This is a genomic window from Flavobacterium tistrianum, from assembly GCF_003254545.1.
Classification (GTDB): domain Bacteria; phylum Bacteroidota; class Bacteroidia; order Flavobacteriales; family Flavobacteriaceae; genus Flavobacterium; species Flavobacterium tistrianum.
In genome coordinates, this window is record NZ_QJRH01000056.1 from 40341 (window position 1) to 60575 (window position 20235).

14 protein-coding genes are annotated in these 20235 nt (G+C 33.8%); 10 read left to right on the top strand and 4 right to left on the bottom strand.

Annotated elements, in window-relative coordinates; translation table 11 throughout:
- Positions 1–6: 6 nt before the first annotated feature.
- The 10 genes from DMB71_RS01735 (at position 7) to DMB71_RS01780 (ending at position 14934) form a co-directional block, all read left to right on the top strand.
- Positions 7–5838 (top strand): vWA domain-containing protein, encoded by a 5832-nt coding sequence (locus DMB71_RS01735; protein WP_111363130.1) that lies wholly within the window; start codon positions 7–9, stop codon positions 5836–5838.
- Positions 5839–5925: 87 nt separating this feature from the next.
- Complete coding sequence (locus DMB71_RS01740; RefSeq protein ID WP_162614758.1) at positions 5926–7083, top strand: gp53-like domain-containing protein; 1158 nt, start codon at positions 5926–5928, stop codon at positions 7081–7083.
- Positions 7084–7107: 24 nt separating this feature from the next.
- The gene (locus DMB71_RS01745; RefSeq protein ID WP_111363133.1) at positions 7108–7476 is read left to right on the top strand and encodes a tail fiber assembly protein; all 369 of its coding nucleotides are present in this window, start codon (positions 7108–7110) and stop codon (positions 7474–7476) included.
- Between the two features lie 64 nt (positions 7477–7540).
- Positions 7541–8401, top strand: coding sequence for a DUF5977 domain-containing protein (locus DMB71_RS01750; RefSeq protein ID WP_111363135.1), 861 nt, complete (start codon positions 7541–7543; stop codon positions 8399–8401).
- A gap of 4 nt (positions 8402–8405) precedes the next feature.
- On the top strand, positions 8406–9323 hold the full coding sequence (locus tag DMB71_RS01755; RefSeq protein WP_111363136.1) for a DUF5977 domain-containing protein: 918 nt from the start codon (positions 8406–8408) through the stop codon (positions 9321–9323).
- An 86-nt stretch (positions 9324–9409) separates the two neighbouring features.
- The gene (locus DMB71_RS01760; protein ID WP_111363138.1) at positions 9410–9985 is read left to right on the top strand and encodes a hypothetical protein; all 576 of its coding nucleotides are present in this window, start codon (positions 9410–9412) and stop codon (positions 9983–9985) included.
- Positions 9982–10974 carry a hypothetical protein gene (locus tag DMB71_RS01765; RefSeq protein ID WP_162614759.1) on the top strand — a complete coding sequence of 331 codons (993 nt, stop codon included), beginning with the start codon at positions 9982–9984 and terminating at the stop codon, positions 10972–10974. Before DMB71_RS01760 ends, DMB71_RS01765 begins: the two co-directional genes overlap by 4 nt.
- A 99-nt stretch (positions 10975–11073) precedes the next feature.
- Positions 11074–11538, top strand: coding sequence for a hypothetical protein (locus tag DMB71_RS01770; protein WP_111363141.1), 465 nt, complete (start codon positions 11074–11076; stop codon positions 11536–11538).
- Positions 11539–11540: 2 nt separating this feature from the next.
- Positions 11541–13175: a BspA family leucine-rich repeat surface protein gene (locus tag DMB71_RS01775; RefSeq protein WP_111363142.1), complete on the top strand. Its 1635-nt coding sequence runs from the start codon at positions 11541–11543 to the stop codon at positions 13173–13175.
- Positions 13176–13329: 154 nt separating this feature from the next.
- On the top strand, positions 13330–14934 hold the full coding sequence (locus DMB71_RS01780) for a class I SAM-dependent methyltransferase (protein ID WP_111363143.1): 1605 nt from the start codon (positions 13330–13332) through the stop codon (positions 14932–14934).
- A 294-nt stretch (positions 14935–15228) separates the two neighbouring features.
- Here the strand turns inward: DMB71_RS01780 and DMB71_RS01785 are convergent, their stop codons facing one another.
- From DMB71_RS01785 to DMB71_RS01795, 4 genes are all read right to left on the bottom strand, one after another.
- On the bottom strand, positions 15229–16080 hold the full coding sequence (locus tag DMB71_RS01785) for an IS3 family transposase (RefSeq protein WP_204251756.1): 852 nt from the start codon (positions 16078–16080) through the stop codon (positions 15229–15231).
- A gap of 14 nt (positions 16081–16094) precedes the next feature.
- A complete protein-coding gene (locus tag DMB71_RS22070; protein ID WP_204251757.1) occupies positions 16095–16514 on the bottom strand; it encodes a helix-turn-helix domain-containing protein in 420 nt (139 codons plus the stop codon).
- A 109-nt stretch (positions 16515–16623) separates the two neighbouring features.
- The gene (locus DMB71_RS01790; RefSeq protein ID WP_111363144.1) at positions 16624–18441 is read right to left on the bottom strand and encodes an alkaline phosphatase; all 1818 of its coding nucleotides are present in this window, start codon (positions 18439–18441) and stop codon (positions 16624–16626) included.
- Between the two features lie 256 nt (positions 18442–18697).
- Complete coding sequence (locus DMB71_RS01795; protein WP_111363145.1) at positions 18698–20230, bottom strand: RagB/SusD family nutrient uptake outer membrane protein; 1533 nt, start codon at positions 20228–20230, stop codon at positions 18698–18700.
- Positions 20231–20235: the final 5 nt, after the last annotated feature.

The window sequence follows — 20235 nt, forward strand, 5'->3', positions numbered from 1 at the left end:
AAAAAAATGAGTTCTATAAATCTTCAGGAAAGCCAGCTCTCGGGCTGTGCCACTTATGTAGCAATTGTAGTCGACGAATCTGGTTCGATCAATGGAAACGAAGCACAGCAAATCCGCGACGGGCTAACTTCATTTATCAATTCTCAGGCACAAAGTAATATTACACTTTCGTTAATCGGAATGTCTAACAGCGATACTGCTGTTAGACCCGATAACGTTATCCAGAAAAAAATTTCAAGTAATAGTCAGGACTTTATTGATTGGATTGATTTATATGGTCTTGGAAATGAAAGCATACAATCAGATTATTGGGCTTCTGGTTTAAATGTTGCTAAAAATTTATCTGTTACTCCAGATATCGTTTTTGTAGTTACTGACGGTCTGCAAGTTAATAATTCTGAGTTTTTAAAAAATCTGTTTACTGAGTTAAATCTTAGCTCGAAAGTTTTTGTCTACGGAGTGACAAGCTCTTTTGATACTATTGAAGAACTAGCAACACCTCTGACAAACTTTTTAGGAAGAACACCAATTTTAAAAAATGATCAGACTTCTGCATTAGATTCAGATTATATCAGAGTTCCCGATTTCAGTACTTTAGGAATTGAATTAAACAGACTTGCTACTAATTTATCAGATTTACAAATTGGCTGTTTTCCTAGCGTCAGCGTTATTGATGATAATTTAGTTTATCCTGCTTTAAGAAAAGGCATTAGAATTAGTAAACCATGTGGAACTTTAATTCTAAAAAATAAAAGCCGTGTTCCACTAACTTTAAGTGGTGGAACAAAAATCCATAAAGAAAAAAATCTAAACGGACTTATTTTTAAGCTTGACAACTCGGTAACTATTCAAGGAAAATCCGAAGTTGAAGTTCCAATTCGAATTGAAGGAAAAGCTGTATCTCTTGGTCATTTTTCTTCTCTTGTTTCACTGGGCAATATTTTTAATCCTTTAGGAATTAAAATTGATTTTAATGTTGGCAGAGAATCATCAATTATTGATATTTCTTCAGAAAAAACAAATCTGCAATCATCTTATTTACAAATTGCTGCCGCTGGTTCAAGAGGTCTTGACAGTACAAAAGGAATTCATCTTCGATGGATGCTGAATGGCAAGTTAGGAGAAAATCATCTTCCTAAAGGTAATTTATATACTGGACAAAATTCAAACTCTAGTTTTAATAAAACTGATGACTTTGTAAAGGTCTACAGAGCACCTTATACAAAAATCAGCCAAATGGTAGATTTGACCCAAAGTCCGAATGTTGTTGACAACAAAAAAGCGCTTTGGATTTATAAAACGGCAAATCCGCAAAGATCTGTTTATGTTAATTTTAAAGACGACAAGAAATATAAAGCTATTAAAATCAGCATTGATCCGTTGACAAATCCAGTTGCTTTTATGCAAGCTTATGGAAATGCTTTGATTGAGATTGAAACCAAAACCGATTTATTCTTTGCTGCCGAACTAGATTTTTCATCTTCAAATACTTCAAAAAGCGTAAAACTCGAAACTTTATCGGTTGCTGAAAACAAAATCACAGCTGCTAAAAACGTCAGCATTCGTAAAACATATACTTCTGCGCAATTAAACAATAAGATTCGCGTAGTTGCTGAAAATGGAAGAAGTATTCGATTTAAAGCCAATTATTGCCTTTTAAACTCCATTCAATTTGAGTTCTATTCTGATTTCATTACTAATGCTAATACTAACGGAGACTGGATTCTAAAAGGAAAATATGGTCTTGCCACAGATGATTTTAAAGTTTTCGAACAACTGGAACCAAAGTTAAATGCTGTTCACGGAAAATGGTTAAAATACAATGATGGCGAATATGTAAACATTAAAAATTACAAAGCAAAATGGAACAGGCCAACTGTTGCAAATGATATTACGGATGAAAATATCAAAGATATTGTACTGGAATATATTGAGTTAAGTAAATCAGGAAATCCAAAAGCAGAAAAAGAAATTACTTTTGGCGATCGTATCCCTATCAATGATCCAAAAGATGGAGAAGTACAGCAATACGCTGATAATTTAACCGAAATATCATATCTGGACATCTTAAACATTGCCGCAAACGATTATCACGTTGCGCGTATGTTGGGCTTGGGCTGTTTAGATCTTGATGACGAAGTTTACAATGGCGAATATGTTTATTTAACAGAATATACCACTTTTGGAAGTTTAGAAGATGGCATAGAAGGAAAAGAAATGCAACATCTTTCAATGAGTGTTCCAACTTCTGTAGATACAGAACGTATGCCTCTTCCTGTTCAGTTAAGTAAAATTGTTCCTGGATTAAATGTTGATTCGGACGAAAATCCAAATAACAGAATTACAGATCCTGAAGGTTACAGTTTTGATGGAAAGAAACGATTTGTGAGTTTATTTATGGATGATGTAATGGATTATGATACTGTCAATCCTAATTCAAAAAATGACTTTTTCAAATCTTCTTTAGAGTATGATGGAAGCACTTTTACCTTCCCTGTTTATTTAGGGATTGATCATAAAATTGCCTCTGAAACAACATGGAAAAATCCAGAACTATCGCATGATGTCGAGTATAATAGTGTCAATCAAAATCTAAAAGAATCCGAATTTGAAACCGTTCCAATTAATATTCCTGAATCTGGAAAATCAGTTTTAAATGCTATTCAGGAAAAAACAGGTGAAAACACCTATATCTATCAAGGATACGGAATTAATATTTTCTCGAGAGCAGCATCTGGACGTCAAATAAGCATTAAATCTGACATTAAACCAGCCAATAATTTAATGCCTCCGAGCAATATGAATGCTCTTTTGGTTACAGAAGAAAATCCGTTATTGTTTACTTCTCAATCAGAGCAACAATTATTAGGCAAGATTGCCGGAGCAGACAAAACATTAGTCAGAATTATGTTTGATTATTATTCTGCTCAAGAATTGTTAAGCTATCCTGTTCCAAAAGAAATATCGGTTAAAGATGCAGAAACCGATAAGAATTCTATTTTTCCTGATACTGAAGAAATACTTGCAGATCATTTTAAACTGTACTACAAAGACGGACTTCCGGAAGTTGAATATGGTGAAATTGAAATTATTGACAACGATACTGTCAATAACCTTACTGCAATTGTAAAAATAAGAGAGTATAAAATTATCAGTAGTGGCCAGGAGATTAAAATTGGATTAGATCATGCTAATAAAACAAGATTTGCTGGGGGAATTTTGACTATTGGAGATCAAAATTATATCATTCAAAATATCGAAGTCACACTTAAAAAAGATGCAAATTCTAATGATGTTTTTGATTATGCTCTAATTGAAGTACTGAAAAAAGAAGTAACCGACAAACTTCATGCTGATGGAGATGCAACAATCGATTCGGAACAAATTCTAGACATTAAATATCCTGAAAGCAGATTATGTACACTGGTGCAAAACATGCAGACCATTTCTAATTGGCACCAGCCTCAAATTGATTTTACAGTTCAATATCCTGAAAGCTTAAATGCTATTCATCGTGAAGTTATAGATCACACCAATGAAAACGGAGAGAACCTGCAAGTCGAAAAAACAAGAGGGGTTTGGGAGAATGCTGTAATTGAAAGAGTTTTTGAGGACTCATATGAAATGGATGGAAAAGGAGAGTATAAACTGGATGAAGAAGGTAATCTGATTCCGTTGAATACTGAAAGAAAACATTTAGGTTTATATAAAATTATTTTCAGAAACTTTAGTTTACCTCAGCATACTCAATTTAAATCTGAGAAAGAAAACTCTGTAGAATGGTCAAATGGTATTGTGAGATTGTTTACAAAAAGCGCTTTTAAAGAAGGAAATCCTGTCCCAGTAAAATCGAGAAAAGAGTTTAAAGTTTATAAAACTGAGAACATCGGTACAACAGGAAATCTAGCCTTATATATTGATGATCCTGATTTTAAACTTGGTGATTACGCCACACAAACAATGGCTGAGGACTATGATGAAATTTTAGGCGCAGAAGATGGCCCTCGCATAAAAAATGGCTCGTCAAGTTACCCTAATGATTATGTGTCTCAGTGTGTTAACTACTATCCTAGTTACAAGGTTTATTTGTATGCAGATCCTGTTTCGGGAATTACAAAAGAAAATATTCAGCCAAGAGAAAATGAAAGTACGCACTACTCTAGTTTCGGAATCAGCACACATTCAAAGCCAGCTATCTGTTACAAATCAAAAATTAGCATTCCTTGTCCAATGTATGCGGTCAAAGTTGAAAAGACTGAAAAGCCCGAAGAGATCATTGGAGGTAGTTTGTATGCAACTCGACCAGATTTTTACAATCGTTCGACTTTCACTTTTACGACTAAATATAATGAAGAGCGAAAACCTTATGGACTATTGCATTACAGAGCTAATGATGAAGATTTGCTGAATGTTTTATACAAGCCAACAACTGTAAGTACAATTCGTGAAGAATTGAACAAATTGGGAGGAAATGATGAAATTGATTTCAACAGACGATGGGTGGACTTTTTAAATTTTAATGAGCTTACCATAAGAGGCCAATATGACGTTTTTCCAAAAAATGAATCTGAAGAAAATTATCAGTTTCCAATGCCTGACAATGATGAATTAATAGAACTAATCAATGACTTTATCAAATGGCATAATCAAACACAAGATACAGATGAGGAAACAATAACTTCTATTACATCATTAAATAAGGTTTTAATTTCAAAAAAAGTTAAAGAACCAATGTTAGCTGTTTATTTTATTGAACAAGCCATTTATAATGCCTTTGTTCCTTTAACGGAAGTGCCTGTTATTTATGAATACATTAAAGGCAATAACTATAAGCCTGTTAATAAAAAACAAACCATTAAAGATAAAAATGGAAATGCTTTAAAACCAACCGATGCTGATTTTGATATTGCTCCAATGATGAAAGTTGTAAATGAGAGCCAAAACAGAGTACAATTTACCGATTTTAATCTAGATGGAAACTCTCAAAACATCTATTTCTACGCTGTTCGCGAAATGGACATTAAGATGAATTTTGGAGAATTCAGTGATGTTTTAGGACCTGTAAAACTAGTAGCTTCTACTCCACCTAAAACTCCCGAAATTAAAAGAATTATGCCAATTCTTGAAAATGAAGTATTAGGAATTAAGCCTGCTGTTCAGATTGAATTAAATGCGTATCAGCCAGAATATAAAATCAGAAAAATTAATGTCTATCGCGCTACAACAATGCTTGATGCTCAGTCTATCAGAACGATGAAACTAGCTAAAGAAATTGTAATTGATGAAGATACTTTATCTGCAGATTTTGAAAATGTCTGGACGGTTTATGATGATTTAGAAGATTTGGAAGAAGTTCCATTTGGAGATGGTCTTTTCTATAGAATTACGGTTTCCAAACAAATTGAGTATGCAGATCCAGAATCGACAACAGAAAATCCAATTATAAATACTGATTATGCACCATCTCAGCCATCAAAAATTACAGCAACGGTTATTGTTGATAGTGTTTCACCTGAGTCTCCTCTTTTAGAAGTAACAGCAACTCCAACAGGAACAAATGGAGAAATCTTAAAACCTGTTGTTTTCAACTGGAATAAAAAAGTATACAATGGAAAATATCATTTGTATAAAATGAATAGTCAAGGTAGCTGGGAGAAAATTGATGAAATTTCAACAAATCTCGAAAATCCTGCCTTACCGCTTATGCAGACAAAATTAAAGACAGATGAATTGATTATCAAAAATGAAAATGGAAATAGAATCTACCATCATTTTAAAGTAATCTCAGAAAACTCATCTGGAATGTTAAGCAGTGATGAAAAAATCCTAACTCTTTAAAATTAATAAATACCAATGAATCAAATCGTTGGTATTTATTTCAGGCTAATTAAAACATTTAAAAGCAAAGAAATAAAACTAAATAAAATGGCAACACTTAGAAACGACTTTTACAACAAATTCAAAGATGGAGATATTCCATCACACCTTGACTTCGTAGAAATTTTTGACAATTTTGTTCACGGAAATGATGACAAGGCCGATTTACAAATGGTCGAGAAAGGAACAGATAATCAGCATTATATCACTCCAGCACTTTTAAAAGCAGCATTTCAAAATGCTGGAATTATTGCCGGTAATTGTTATATTCCCTTCAAAGAATTTCAGGATAACTTTTCAGGATCATCAATTCAACTGGATTCTTCTCCCATTGCAGACAGTGCCAAAGTCTATAAAAACGGACAACTATTAAAAGAAATTGATGATTATAATCTAAACTACGATAGTGGTGTACTAACTTTTACTGATCCAATAATTAGTCGAAATATTGAAATAAATTATTGGTCTAAAAATTCAGATACTGACTCTGAGGAAAGTGGCTCTAATCCAATTCTTGGAAGTTTATCTATTCCTTATAAAGAAAATTTTGACGAGGATACTTTCACTAATGACAAAATCACTTTAAAAGAAATCCCTGTAAAAGATAGCATCAGAATCTATAAAAATGGCCAACTACTTAGAGAAGGTCAAGGCAAAGATTATGCTGTGGATTACAACAATGGTATTATTACATTTTCGGCAGTAATAAGCAACCGTAACATCGAAGTCGATTATTGGTACAAAAGCACTGTTACTTTATCTGATTTGGAATTAAACACTAAATATGTCGATTTAACTACAGCTCAAACCATTGGCGGAAATAAAACTTTTACAGAAACAGTTGAAGGTAAAAGCTTTATTAAAACAGGCGGAACTTCAAGTCAGTTTTTAATGGCAGATGGCTCCGTTTCTACCTCTCCTGGCTCTGATTATGATGCTGGACACTCTATTGGCGTAATTCCTTTTACTGGCGGTTATCAAAAATTCAGCAACGGATTAATACTACAATGGGCTCATTTAATGAGTAATGCTAATACATACACTTTCCCTTTAACCTGGCCACATGGTGCTTTGAGTGTTATGGTATCAACTATAAGAACAAATTCAGGAAGCAGAGGATACAATCACGTAGCTAATGTTACACAGAGCACTTATTATGCCCTTATCGATGCCAACGAAGGCTACATGTTCGCAATTGGATATTAACCATAAACTAAAAAAATTAAAATTATGTATAAAGCAACATATAACGAAAACGGAGAATATACAGGTTTTTATGTTAAAGAAATTCACGAAAACATTCCTCAACCTAATATTGAGTTAACTGAAGAAGAATGGCAGCAAGCGTTGTCAAAAAAATATAAAGTAATTGAAGGCAAACATGCTTTTTCTCCTTTTGTCCAAAACAAAGAAGATCTTTTAGCAAGCTTAAGAATTACTAGAAATGGACTATTAGCTGAAAGTGATTGGACCCAAGTAGAAGACTCACCTCTTTCTGATGAAAAAAAAGAAGCTTGGAAGAATTACAGACAGGAGTTAAGAGATTTAACCGATTTAGAAGATACAGCAACAATTGTTTGGCCGGTAAGCCCTATGTAATGAATACTCAATTATGACTCTTCAATGAGCGCAAAATCAAATAATTATTATTTATTAAAAAAATATGGAAGAAAACTCAACATACAAACCTTTTGCTTATATAGCCCAATATGTTCCTGAAGAAGGAACATTGGTTTACTATAATTCTGAAAAGACTTTAGCTGTAAAAAAGAATGATTGCTCCTATGGGACATCTGGAAACCTAGTTACTTTAACATCTCCTGCTAATAAATTTATTTCAACTATAAGTGTCGCAGATGCAGACCAACAAGCAGAATCTTGGTTAAACTCAAATGCGCAAGCTTATGCAAATAATATTGGAACTTGCACTATTAGAGCTACTGCATGGCGAGGAGAAAATCCTTCTTGTGTATTAGAACCAACTACAACATTATCACCATTCGATTACATGATCATTAAATACAAATGGGCATTTGGTGCAGGTACTGACCTAGATACTTTTACAGGTTTTGTAAATACTGGCATCAATACTTTAGACAATAAATGGGTCGGATTTGGACTTGGTAGTGAAGTTCCTGCAAGTGCTTTGGCTCAAAATTCTTATGTAATGTGGGGTGGGGATGAAACGGATAAAACTGGTGTTGAAACCTGTCTTATAAATTTCAAAAAAATAAAAGAGGATTACTCTACTTTAAATGACATCCAAGTAAGAATGGCTGGGGTCTGGTGGGATTCAAAAAACACTGGAAACATCGATGTAGAAATCACAACCTACCTTGGTGGAACTATGGAGAAAGCAGGCAAGGACATTGTAAATAACAACGGACAGCAAGTTCAACAGTTGAATTTTTCAAAAAATGTCTCAATACAAGGAAAGCGCTTAACTATAGACCAAGTTAGCAATATTGGCTACATTAATTATTCTAGCAACCTCTCAACTGCAAATGTTGTAATAAATTATTAAAAATATGGGAAATACAGGATATAAATTTTATGAAACATTAGAGCGCTATTATACAGATGATGGCACTTCAACAGGAGACACAAAACCAAATGTAAAAACAGATCCAGATTATATTGCTCCATTTAAAGATGAAGTAGAGTGTCCGCCAAGTGCTCGTTTCTATAATACCATACAAACTAAGACTGCAACTAGAAACAATTGTGGGGCTGGATATTTAGGTAGTGATGTCATACTTACAGCTTATCCAAATCAGTTTGTCTCAAGCGAAAGTGTATTAGACGCAAATAATCAAGCAATTGCTTGGTTAGATGCTAATGCACATATTTATGCTAATAATATGGGAACATGCATACTTGATACAATTCCTCCAAGTGCTAGTGTTTTAACGGCATCTTCAATCACTTCAAATTCATTAAAATTATCTTGGACTGCTGCGACGGACAATCTAGGGATTGTTGGTTATGAAATATACCAAAATAACGTTTTTTTAACCTCAACTACAACCAGTATTCTTCAGTACGATGTAACAGGATTAGCTTCAAACACAAGTTATAATTTTTATGTTAAAGCAAAAGACACTGCTGGAAATTCATCTACATCTAATACAATAACTGCAACTATAAATGCAGCGGCAGCAGATACAACTGCGCCAACAGTACCTGCTAATTTCTGGTGTGTTCCTGTTGGTTCAGATAATGTGCATCTTGAATGGACTCCTTCAGAAGATGAGAATAGTCCCATAAACTATGAGCTTTCCCGTGGCTTCTACGGTTCTTTTGTAGTTTTGAAAACAAATCCGGACACTTTTTATAGTGATAAAGTTTTATCGAACGGAACATACACCTACAGACTTCGCGCAATAGACCCTAGTGGCAACGCATCTACTTATAAGGAGGTCTCTATAACCATAAATTCCTTATAAAATTGCATCAACTAATAATCTTTGGGGCATAAAACCCCAAAAGATTATTTCCCTTCCGAAAAAAAATAATAAAAAATACCACAAAAATGAGCACAAATCACAACAGAATAAAAGTTTCTGATTTGGAAACAAATCAGAAAAATAAAATTTTAATTACAAACTCTAACGGTGAATTGGAGTTTGGTGATATAGCTTCAACATTAGATTTTAAAACAGTCAATGGAGAATCAATTCTTGGAAATGGTGATATTGACTTATCTAACAAAGTTGATAAAATTGAGGGTGAACGCTTAATCACCGCTACAGAAATAGCAAAGCTTGAAAGGATTGAAGATGGCGCGCAGGTAAATCAGGACATTAGTGGCAAACAGGATTTAAATAATCAAATTTTCGTTAGTGCATCTGGATTGGTTCAGGACTCTTGGCATGGTAAACTAGTTATCTTCACTGCTAATGTAACTATAACTGTTCCGCCAACCGGATTAAGAACTGGTTTCAATTTTGAAGGCATCGTGGATCCATCTTTTACAATAAACACTGTAATAATGGCACCTAAGGGATGGTATGGGACATATACTGGAAATCCAATTCCTTCAGATAGTATTTTTTCTTTTGTCCAAAGAGCTAATGATAGTAATAAAATTTCAATTTATGGATTATGAGACAAAGAAAAACGATTTTTTCTCGTAAACGAAGCTATTATCTCTACTTCAAAACAAAATCAAATACTCCCATTTTTACAATATATTTACCTATAATGTCAGCAAGCTCAGTACGGGTTAAACTTATAGGCTTATCATCAAATTTGGTTTATTATGAGGGATTGCAAACTGACACACAAAGTTTTAATTTAGAAAACAATACCATTTCTGAAGAAATTGGCTACTACCTATCTGTAAAAGATTTACTAACAACTTATATAAATCTGCCAGGTAAAAATATCACAATGATAAATTTATCTAGAATTAGAGGAACTTGGAGTTCAGTTTGCGATTTAAGCAATAATGATATTAGAACATGCATTTGGAAAGAAAAACAACTTCTAACAAATACAGTTGGATATAACTTTTCTGGGAATTCAAATTTTACCAGTGATTTACTTCCTAATGATACTCAGTCAACAAATAAGTTTAAGGTATTAAATGTTGTTGGAACCAAAGTGACAGATATTAATTTTTTACTGACTGCTTTCCAAAATTTAACTGAACTGTATATAGGAAATCCTCTTGATAAATTTGAATTTCTTTTTCCTATTACACATACAAAACTTTCAAGATTTGCAATTAAACAAGTAAAAACTAACATTAATAATTTAATGCTAATAAATTGTCCCATGCTAACATACTTAGAAATATATGAAATTGACATCTCAATTATTACAATTGATAATTGTCCTTTATTAGAAAACCTTAATGCATGGAATAATCGAGGAATGCTAAATATTAATAGAACTGGCACATCTAAGTTTAAAAATGTTAACATAGGGCTTAACAGCTTCACCTCAATAATCAAAGATAAAATCATAAATTATTGCATTGATGACGGAATATTAAATGGAAATCTCGCAATTGGAAAAACTCCTAATCCTCCAAACAATAATTCAGGTCTTTCAGTTTTACAATCAAGAGGCTGGACTGGGACTTCATTTTAATACCATAAAATAGATTATTATAGTAAACTGTGCTGTAAGCCTGTTCATCCATAATAAAAAAAAAAACACTTTTACACTTTTTAGATAAAAAATACGAAAATGGATACAAACCACAACAGAATAAAAGTCGCTGATCTAGAAACAAATCAAAGCGATAAAATTTTAATAACAAACTCCAGTGGTACACTGGAGTTTAGTGATATAACATCTGCTTTAGATTTTAAAACAATTAATGGAGAATCAATTCTTGGAAACGGAGATATCGACTTATCAAATAAGCAGGATGTTTCGAACCAACTAGAAATCGGTTCAAGCCAAACCATTCCGTCTAACTGGCATGGCAAAACTGTACTTTTTACAGCCAACTGTACAATTACAGTTCCTGCTTCATTGCCACAAAGTTTCATTTTTAACGGGATTACATTGCCAGGAGTAATTGTAACTTGGGTTATTACAGCACCCCATACATGGCTTTTTGGAACTCCATCTGTAACAGCCGAAAAACAGATTTTTACTTTTACAAAAAGGGGAGCAACAAATAGCATTTTATTATTAGGAGTATAATTATGGGAAGTTTAATTCAAAATACAGTTTTCGGGAGAAGCAAAAACTCTTTTGTTTCTACTTGGAGAACCAGTAATACCTCTACTGGATCTAGTAGTTCTACACAGATAAAACTTCCATTAGTTGCATCAGGAACATACAACTTCACGGTTGATTGGGGTGACGGAAGCTCTAATAAAATTACTGCTTGGAATCAAACCCAAGCTACTCATACTTATGCGACAGCGGGAGATTATACAATAAAAATAAACGGAACTTGTACAGGATGGCAGTTTAATAATACTGGAGATAGGTTGAAAATATTATCTGTTCAATCGTGGGGCATTTTAAAACTAGGAAATATTACGAATCAATTTAATGGTTGTGCTAACCTAAATTTAGCATTGGTTAAAGACGTTTTAAACTTAACTGGAACAACAAATTTAGTAGGATGTTTTGTTAGTTGCACAACATTAACAACTATAAACAGAATTAATGAATGGGATACCTCATTGGTTATAAATATGTCGCAAATGTTTAATGGCTGTAGCAACTTTAATTCATTAATAGATTCGTGGAATACTGTTTCTGTTACTGATATGAGTGTAATGTTTAGTGGCTGTCTTTTATTTAATCAACCTTTAGGAAATTGGAACACTTCAAGAGTTATAAATATGGCTAGTATGTTTAGTAATGCTACAAATTTCAATCAAAATATTGGTGCATGGAATGTATCTGCTTGTGCATTTTTTGGACTTATGTTTGTTAATGCTACAACATTTAATAATGGTGGGAGTCCAGATATTCAAAATTGGCAAATAAAAACAAATGGTTCTGTTGATATGAGAAACATGTTTCATGGTGCAAGTGGATTTAATCAGCCAATTGGAAATTGGAATGTTTCAGCAGTTACAAATATGTCCACTATGTTTTACACAGCTCGCAATTTTAATCAAGATATAGGCACATGGAATGTTTCATCTGTTACAAATATGTCTAATATGTTTGGTGGCGCTACGAATTTTGATCAAAATATTGGAAATTGGAATGTATCTAATGTAACTAATTTTGGCGGTATGCTTAATTATTCAGCATTTAATAATGGTGGAAGTCCAGATATTCAAAATTGGCAAATAAAAACAAATAGTCCCGTCGATATGTCTAATTTATTTGTTGGTACTCCGTTTAATCAAAATATCAGTAGTTGGAACGTGTCAGCAGTTACAACTATGTTACAAATGTTTAGTTATGCCAAATTTAATCAAGATATTAGTAATTGGAATACCGCAGCAGTTACAAATATGACTGGTATGTTTTCTAATAATGAAGATTTCAATCAACCAATTGGAAATTGGAATGTGGGTGCAGTTACTAATATGTCAAGTATGTTTACTGGTGCCACAAATTTTAATCAAGATATAGGAAATTGGAATGTATCTAACGTATCTAATTTCTCTAATTTCATGTCAGGAAAAACTTCAACAACATTCTCAGCTTCAAATTTAGATGCTATTTATAATGGATGGAGTTCAAGACCAGTAAAAACTCCTATTACAATAACATTTGGAGCAACGAAATATACATCAGCATCAAGCGCAGGAAGAGCTTTGTTAACTGGCTCTCCTAATAATTGGGTTATTACTGATGGTGGAATTTAATCCCTGATAAAATACTTTTTTCAAAGAATAAAACCTTCAACTTTGTTGAAGGTTTTATTTTATTCTAATTATACTCTTTTTCTAAAGCTAAAAGCAGCATATAACAATCAATCAAAAAAATCACTATTTTTAAACTAACCTTCACCCTTGTATTATGAACGATAAATCACAGCTTTTAGGTTCCATTTTCAGACATCTTGACGGATTAGTAACTGCTCCAGTAGCAGTAGCATTCAAAAATAAATCAGTTTTAGAATTTATATTAAGCAAAGAAAAGCTCACGTTATCTGAGCTTACTACTGCTTTTAAAGCCAACGAAGGTTATTTGAATGTCGCACTGAGAGTTTTGGCTTCTCAGGGATTTCTGGATTATGAAGTTGATAACCAAAAGCAGGAAATCACAATTTCAGTAAACGAGAAAACAAAAACAGCATTTTCATTATTTTATCTCTACGAAGATGTTGTTGAATTGCTTCAGTTATCTATCCATTTTCATCCACGTTTATTTGAAGATACGCCGTTTGAAAAACTCAATATTATTTTTGAAAAATATAAAAAAAGATACGGAATTGAACCTTCAGAAGACCCTCTGAAAAACAGTATTCAGGAACAGATTTTAAAACATATTGAAGGTTATCTGATCGGTCCAACAATTGTTAGATTGGCAATGAATGGAATGTTTCATAAATATTTTATGGAAACTTCTTTCAGACCCGAAGAGTTTCATAAATCACCAGAAAATTTTAAAAAGATTTTAGACTTTTTTGTTCATCTGGGGTGGTTTCTGGAAAAAAATGGTAATTATCAGTTTACTGAAGCTGGTTTGTTTTTTGCCAAAAGAGCCAGCGCATACGGCGTTACAGTTTCTTATTTACCGACATTTGCTAAAATCGAAGAATTAATTTTTGGCAATCCAGATATTTTGAGAACGGCTGAAGGCGAAAGCGAACTTCATGTGGATCGTGAAATGAATGTTTGGGGAAGCGGTGGCGCTCACGACACTTATTTTAAAGTAGTTGACGAAATTCTGATCAAGCTTTTTAATCTTCCTATTGATGAACAGCCTAAAGGAATTCTAGACATGGGGTGCGGAAATGGCGCTTTCTTACAGCATATTTTTGAAGTAATCGACAGACAAACTTTAAGAGGAAAAATGCTCGACGAATATCCGCTATTTATAGTTGGAGTTGATTATAACCAAACTGCCCTAAAAGTAACCCGAGCCAATCTGATAAATGCAGATATTTGGGCAAAAGTAATTTGGGGCGATATAGGACGTCCTGATTTGCTAGCCAATGATTTGAAAGAAAATTATAATATCGATTTGAAAGATCTTCTAAATGTGAGGACATTTCTAGATCATAATAGAATATGGCAAGATCCGAAACATATTAACGCAAACAGAGTCAGCACCTCAACAGGTGCGTTTGCTTATAGAGGAAAAAGAATTAGCAATAATCTGGTTGAAGATAATCTTTTGGAGCATCTTCAAAAATGGTCTCCGTACGTCCGGAAATTTGGTCTCCTTCTGATTGAACTTCATACCATAAATCCTATCCTTACGGCCAATAATTTAGGCAGAACTCCAGCAACAGCTTATGATGCCACACATGGTTTTTCTGGCCAGTATATTGTTGAAATTGATGTTTTTAATGCAATCGCGGCAGAAGCAGGATTATTTCCGGATAAATCTATTTTTAAACGATTTCCAGATGCAAATACAGCAACTGTTAGCATTAATTTGTTGAAAGGAAAATAAATAAAATGTAACATTTAAAATTAGCCGAAATAATATATTTCACCCCGCTGGGGCTCTTTCTTAAACCGCAATTCTATTTCTATAAATATTTCGTCCCTCTGGGACTTTTCTAAGACACAATTTAAAGTTAATATAATGTTTCATTGGGATTTGAAAAACGTTTTCAAGCTGTGGAAAAGCGATATATTTATAGAAAAAAATTCAAAGACAACCATTAAAAAGCTCCAGCGAAACGATATATTTGACTAGTCCTAGAATACCGATACAGGATTAATAATAATAAAAATACATTTTTTAGACAGAAGTAGCTTTCAAGTTACTTCTGTTTTTTGTTTTATAGGTTTTCATTTTAATAGTGCTTTGCAAATGCATTTGATTAGGAGTCAGCATATAGTTTGACCAATGCGGTCTAATTTGATTATATTTATTAATAGTTTCAGCGACCATTTTTTTCATTAAATATAGATCAAGATGATAAGAGTTAATCCTAAACTCCTGTTTTAATATTCCATTTATTCTTTCAGCTACGGCATTTTCATAAGGATCAGAATTTTGTGTCATACTGCATTTTATGCTATATTTCTTTAAAAAATACTGATACTCATCTGAGCAGTATTGTATTCCCCTGTCTGAGTGATGTATCAATGGTTCGGTTCTAAACACCCTGTTCTTCTGTGCCATTTTTAAAGCATTGACGCATCCTTGTGTATTAAGAGAATCAGACACTTCATAGCCCATAATCTTTTTTGAATAAGCATCTGTTATTAAACTTAAATAGCAAGGTTTCTCACGTTTGCCGATATAGGTAATGTCTGATACCCATACTTGTTCAGGTCTTTTTATATCTAACTCTTTTATGAGATTAGGATGTTTTCTAAAACGATGATGCGACCATGTGGTAACATGATAGCTCCTTTTTGGCTTTATCAGCAAATGATTTGCTTTTAAAATACTGAAGAACTTATCCCTGCCTACCTTTAAGGTTTTTAACTTTAGATTCAGAATATGGTATAGTTTGCGCGTACCAAGCCGAGGCTGTAACGCACGCTGTCCATTGACAAGTTCTACAACCTGTTCTGCCAGGTTTCTCCTAAACTTGGTACGTTTGATAATCCGATAATAAACCTGTCTGTTTATCCCGAACAAGCCACAGATGAAGCTTATGCTTTACTGCCTTTCTTCTCTGAAAGATTGGATTGTTCGGGTGGTGAGTTTTTTCGAATATCAATATTATATTCCTTTTCAGCCAGATCTATCATCATATCAAAAATAATAGCTTTAGAGTCAGAGATATGGTTTTGTTTTTCAAGATGGGCTTTTTGTTTTTCCAAAAGTTTTACCTTGGCCTCAAGCTCCATAATTCTTTGTTCAGGTGTCTTTGGCATATTTGATGGCGTTTGATTTTCCCAATCAAAGTTACCATATTTTCTGAGCCAATTTACAACCGTGGAACGGCCTTGGATTCCATAGTGTCTTTGAGCGGAGGTTACTGAGAAAATCCCAGATTCGACCTCTTTAACAACACCAAGTTTAAAGCTAAGTGTGTAATCTTTTTGGGTGCGTTTTGTGTAATTATCCATACGATGCTTTTTTGTGTATCGCTATTTCAGGACGAGACAATTTCTGAAATGAAAAAGGAGCTGTCTTTTCAGATGCTCCTTTTTGAATTTTATATCAATTGAAAACAAATCATTTCCCTCCAATCAACTCCATAATCTTGTCATAAATCGCTGTATTCTGGTAAACTCCCATAAATTTTTCAGAACCTGGACCGTAAGCAAAAACAGGAACGGGAATTGCCGTGTGATCGTTCGTGCTGAAACTTCCATGAACGTAGCCTTTTTCGATACTTCCATCGATAAGAGATAATCCTCCTGTTTCGTGATCTGCGGTTACGATTAATAAAGTTTCTGGGTTTTTATCTACAAATTCCATTGCTTGACCAACCAATTTGTCAAAATCAAGCATCTCTCTTACCACATATTCTACATTGTTTTGGTGTCCGCCGTAATCGATTTGAGCGCCTTCCGCCATAATAAAAAATGGATTCTTTGTTTTTGAAAAAGTAGTTGTCGCTTTCGCTAAAGATTTAGTCAAAAAATCTCCTCTCCCATTTTTCATAGAAACTACAGCTGCATCTTCTAAAACTACAAATTTGCTATTTTTAATGGTATCTAAACTCGAGAATTTATCCGAGAAAACATATCCTTTTTCGATTAGAGTTTTAGACAAATCTTTACCATCTTTCCTGGAAATAAATTCTTTTTGTCCTCCTCCAATTAAAATATCTGATGGACTCGAAAGGAAATCATTAGCAATTGGTTCGCTTAAACTTCTTTCTGGCTGATGTGCATAAAATGCCGCTGGAGTTGCATCTGTAATATTTCCGGCAGAAATAATCGCCGTTTTATAGTTTTTCTTTGCCAACTGTTCTGCAATTGTCTGAAGCGGTTTTCCCTGTTCATCAACGCTTATAAAACGATTATTGGTTTTATGCCCTGTAGCCATTGCCGTTGCACCTGCCGCAGAATCTGTAATATAACTATCTGAAGCTTTTGTAATCGAGAATCCCTGTGTAGGAATATTAAATAAACTCAATTGCCCCTTGTTTGCAGTATATCCAGAATAAATCTGCGCTAATCCCATTCCGTCTCCAATTAAGAGAATAACATTTTTTGGACGTTTATTCTTGAAAACATTTTTAGGAACATAAGCCTGGTGAAATTCTGTATTCTGATAAAATGTCGTTTTAATGTTATTTATAAATTGAGTCAGCTCGGTAACTTTATCTGTTCCGATAAAATCAACTTTTAAATTCATCAAAGTCATATATGTATTCACGTTGTCTTGCGTAGCCCAGAATCTTATCTTTTTATTTTGATCGTGGACTTTTTTGATAATTGCCTGAATTTTTTCAGAATCTGGCTGCGTCAAAACACCTTTTCCGTTCCAAACCGTGATTTCATGTAGATCTTCACTGATCATCTCAACTCTAGCTAATTGATCAGAAGTATAGTTTTCATTCAGCCTTCCGTCAAAATAAATAAATTCTGGAAATGTTGCCCAAAGTGACGCTATAGGTCTGTTTCCAGAAATAACCACTTTTATGTTTTTATTTGAAATAATATCTGGAAAAGCCTTTAACTGCTGTGTAATTGCTTTCAAAGTCGAATCGGCATCAGACTTAATATCAATCATTAAAATCAATGGTTTGTTGCTCGGATACGCTTTTCCTTCCAACGTTTTTAATTTGTTAGAAAGAGGTTCTAAATACATGCTTTTTAGTGTATTGTGAGCAGCAATTTCTTTAGAAGTGTGAGCCACAAACAACTCATTATTTACTAAAAAAACATCGGCTTCTATAACACCAGTTTCGTTAGAATAAGCTTCGTAAAATGGTAATTTACTTTCGTAATCGTTATGAGAATGAATATTTGAAGAAGTATATTCCTGCGCTTGAGCGAACAAGCAAAATTGAAGGCAAAAAAGAGTGATTATTTTTTTCATCGAAAATGATTTTTATTCTTTTAAAGCTGTAGGTAACTTTATTAGAATTTGGTTTATGCTATTTATTAAGTTCTATTTGTCATTCCGAGGAACGAGGAATCACACGAGAAATTCCGTATAGAATTTCCCCAATCTTTGTCGAATCCCGAGTGTGATTCCTCGTTCCTCGGAATGACAGACTTTATTTTTTTACAACTGCAGTCTCCTGACTAAGACTGCAGCGTAAAAAACTAAAAAAACACAACGAAATTTTTTATTACCAGCCTTGGTTTTGAGTCAAAGCTCCTTTACTCACAGCAATTTCATCTGGCGGTATTGGCCATACATGATGAATTGCAGGATTGAAATTACGAGCAGGATAAATTACGCTTCCGTTATAATGGTGTAATGGTTTTGCGTACGTTTCTTTTGCATCTCCCCAACGCACTAAATCAAAATGACGATCTGTCCATTCACCTGCCAATTCGCATCTTCTCTCTCTTTTTAAATCAACCATTGTTGCTCCAGAAATATCTGCAAGACCTGCACGGTGACGAATCATATTGATTTCTGTATCTGCGTTTTGGCCTTTCATTAATTTCGCTTCCGCTAACATCAAAATCACATCAGCATAACGTAAAAGAGGCACATTTAAAGCTGTTGAAGGTTTGTCTCCATTCGCATTTACATAACGAATATCCACTCCACCCGATGTTGTTTTTGGATAACTGAATGGTTCCATATATTTTTTAAACTGATAACCTGTTCTGTTACTTGAACTTACCACATGATTCCCTTCATTGAAGGTTACTGTCTCTCCGAAGTAAACAAATTTGTCTCCTTTTTGTAGAATTGTAGCGCTGCGTCTTTTATCGTTTGGCGCGTAAGTATCAAATAATTCTTTTGTCGGATAAAAATTCCCCCATCCGTTGTAAGCTCCCCAACCTTTATCTTCTAGGCAAACTCCAGGAAAAATAGAACCTAAAGAAGTATTTTCTGCACTTGAAGTTACCGACCAAATATATTCTGAAGACCAATTGTTGCTGATTTTAAAGACATCTTCAAAATTGTCCAATAATTTGTGTTTTCCGCTAGCCACAATCATATTAGCATATTTGATGGCATTGTCCCAATCTTTAGCATACAAATAAGTACGCACTAAATATGCCCAAGCTGCAGTTTTGTGAGCACGCCCGTAATTGTCTGGCGTAAGCTGATCAAAATAAGGCAATAAATCAGCTGCTTTGATTAAATCTGCGGCAATGTAAGCGTAGTTTTCGGCCACATTTTTTGCGCGAGGTACATAAACATTTGTCGGGTTTTCTCTGTCTTGAATTGGAATTCCTGCACGATCATCTCCATAATGGTATGCTAATTCTAAATGCATTACAGCATGGTTAAAATAAGCTTCTCCCAACATTCCGTTTCTTGTTTTTTCATCCAAGGCAATATTTGGCACGTTACGAATAACATCATTACAACGTTTCATAATTTCGTAATGGATTCTCCAAATATCCTTAGTATCCGATTCTGATCCGTCTACAATAAAATTTTTGATTCTTTCTGCATTTTGTCTTGGTTTTGTTCCTATATCATCGCTGGCATTATTCAGCCAAAAGAAACCACGACCATACATATTATCATCTGAATACAAAGCATAAATTGCATTTACTCCTGCTTTTGCGTCTGCTGGTGTTTTCCAGAAATTCCCGCTCGAAGGAGCTCCTTGCGGCACAACATCAAGTTCGCTTTCGCAAGCCGTACTTACTAAAAGCACAAAACTCAATAATAAAAGACTTATTTTTTTCATTTTAA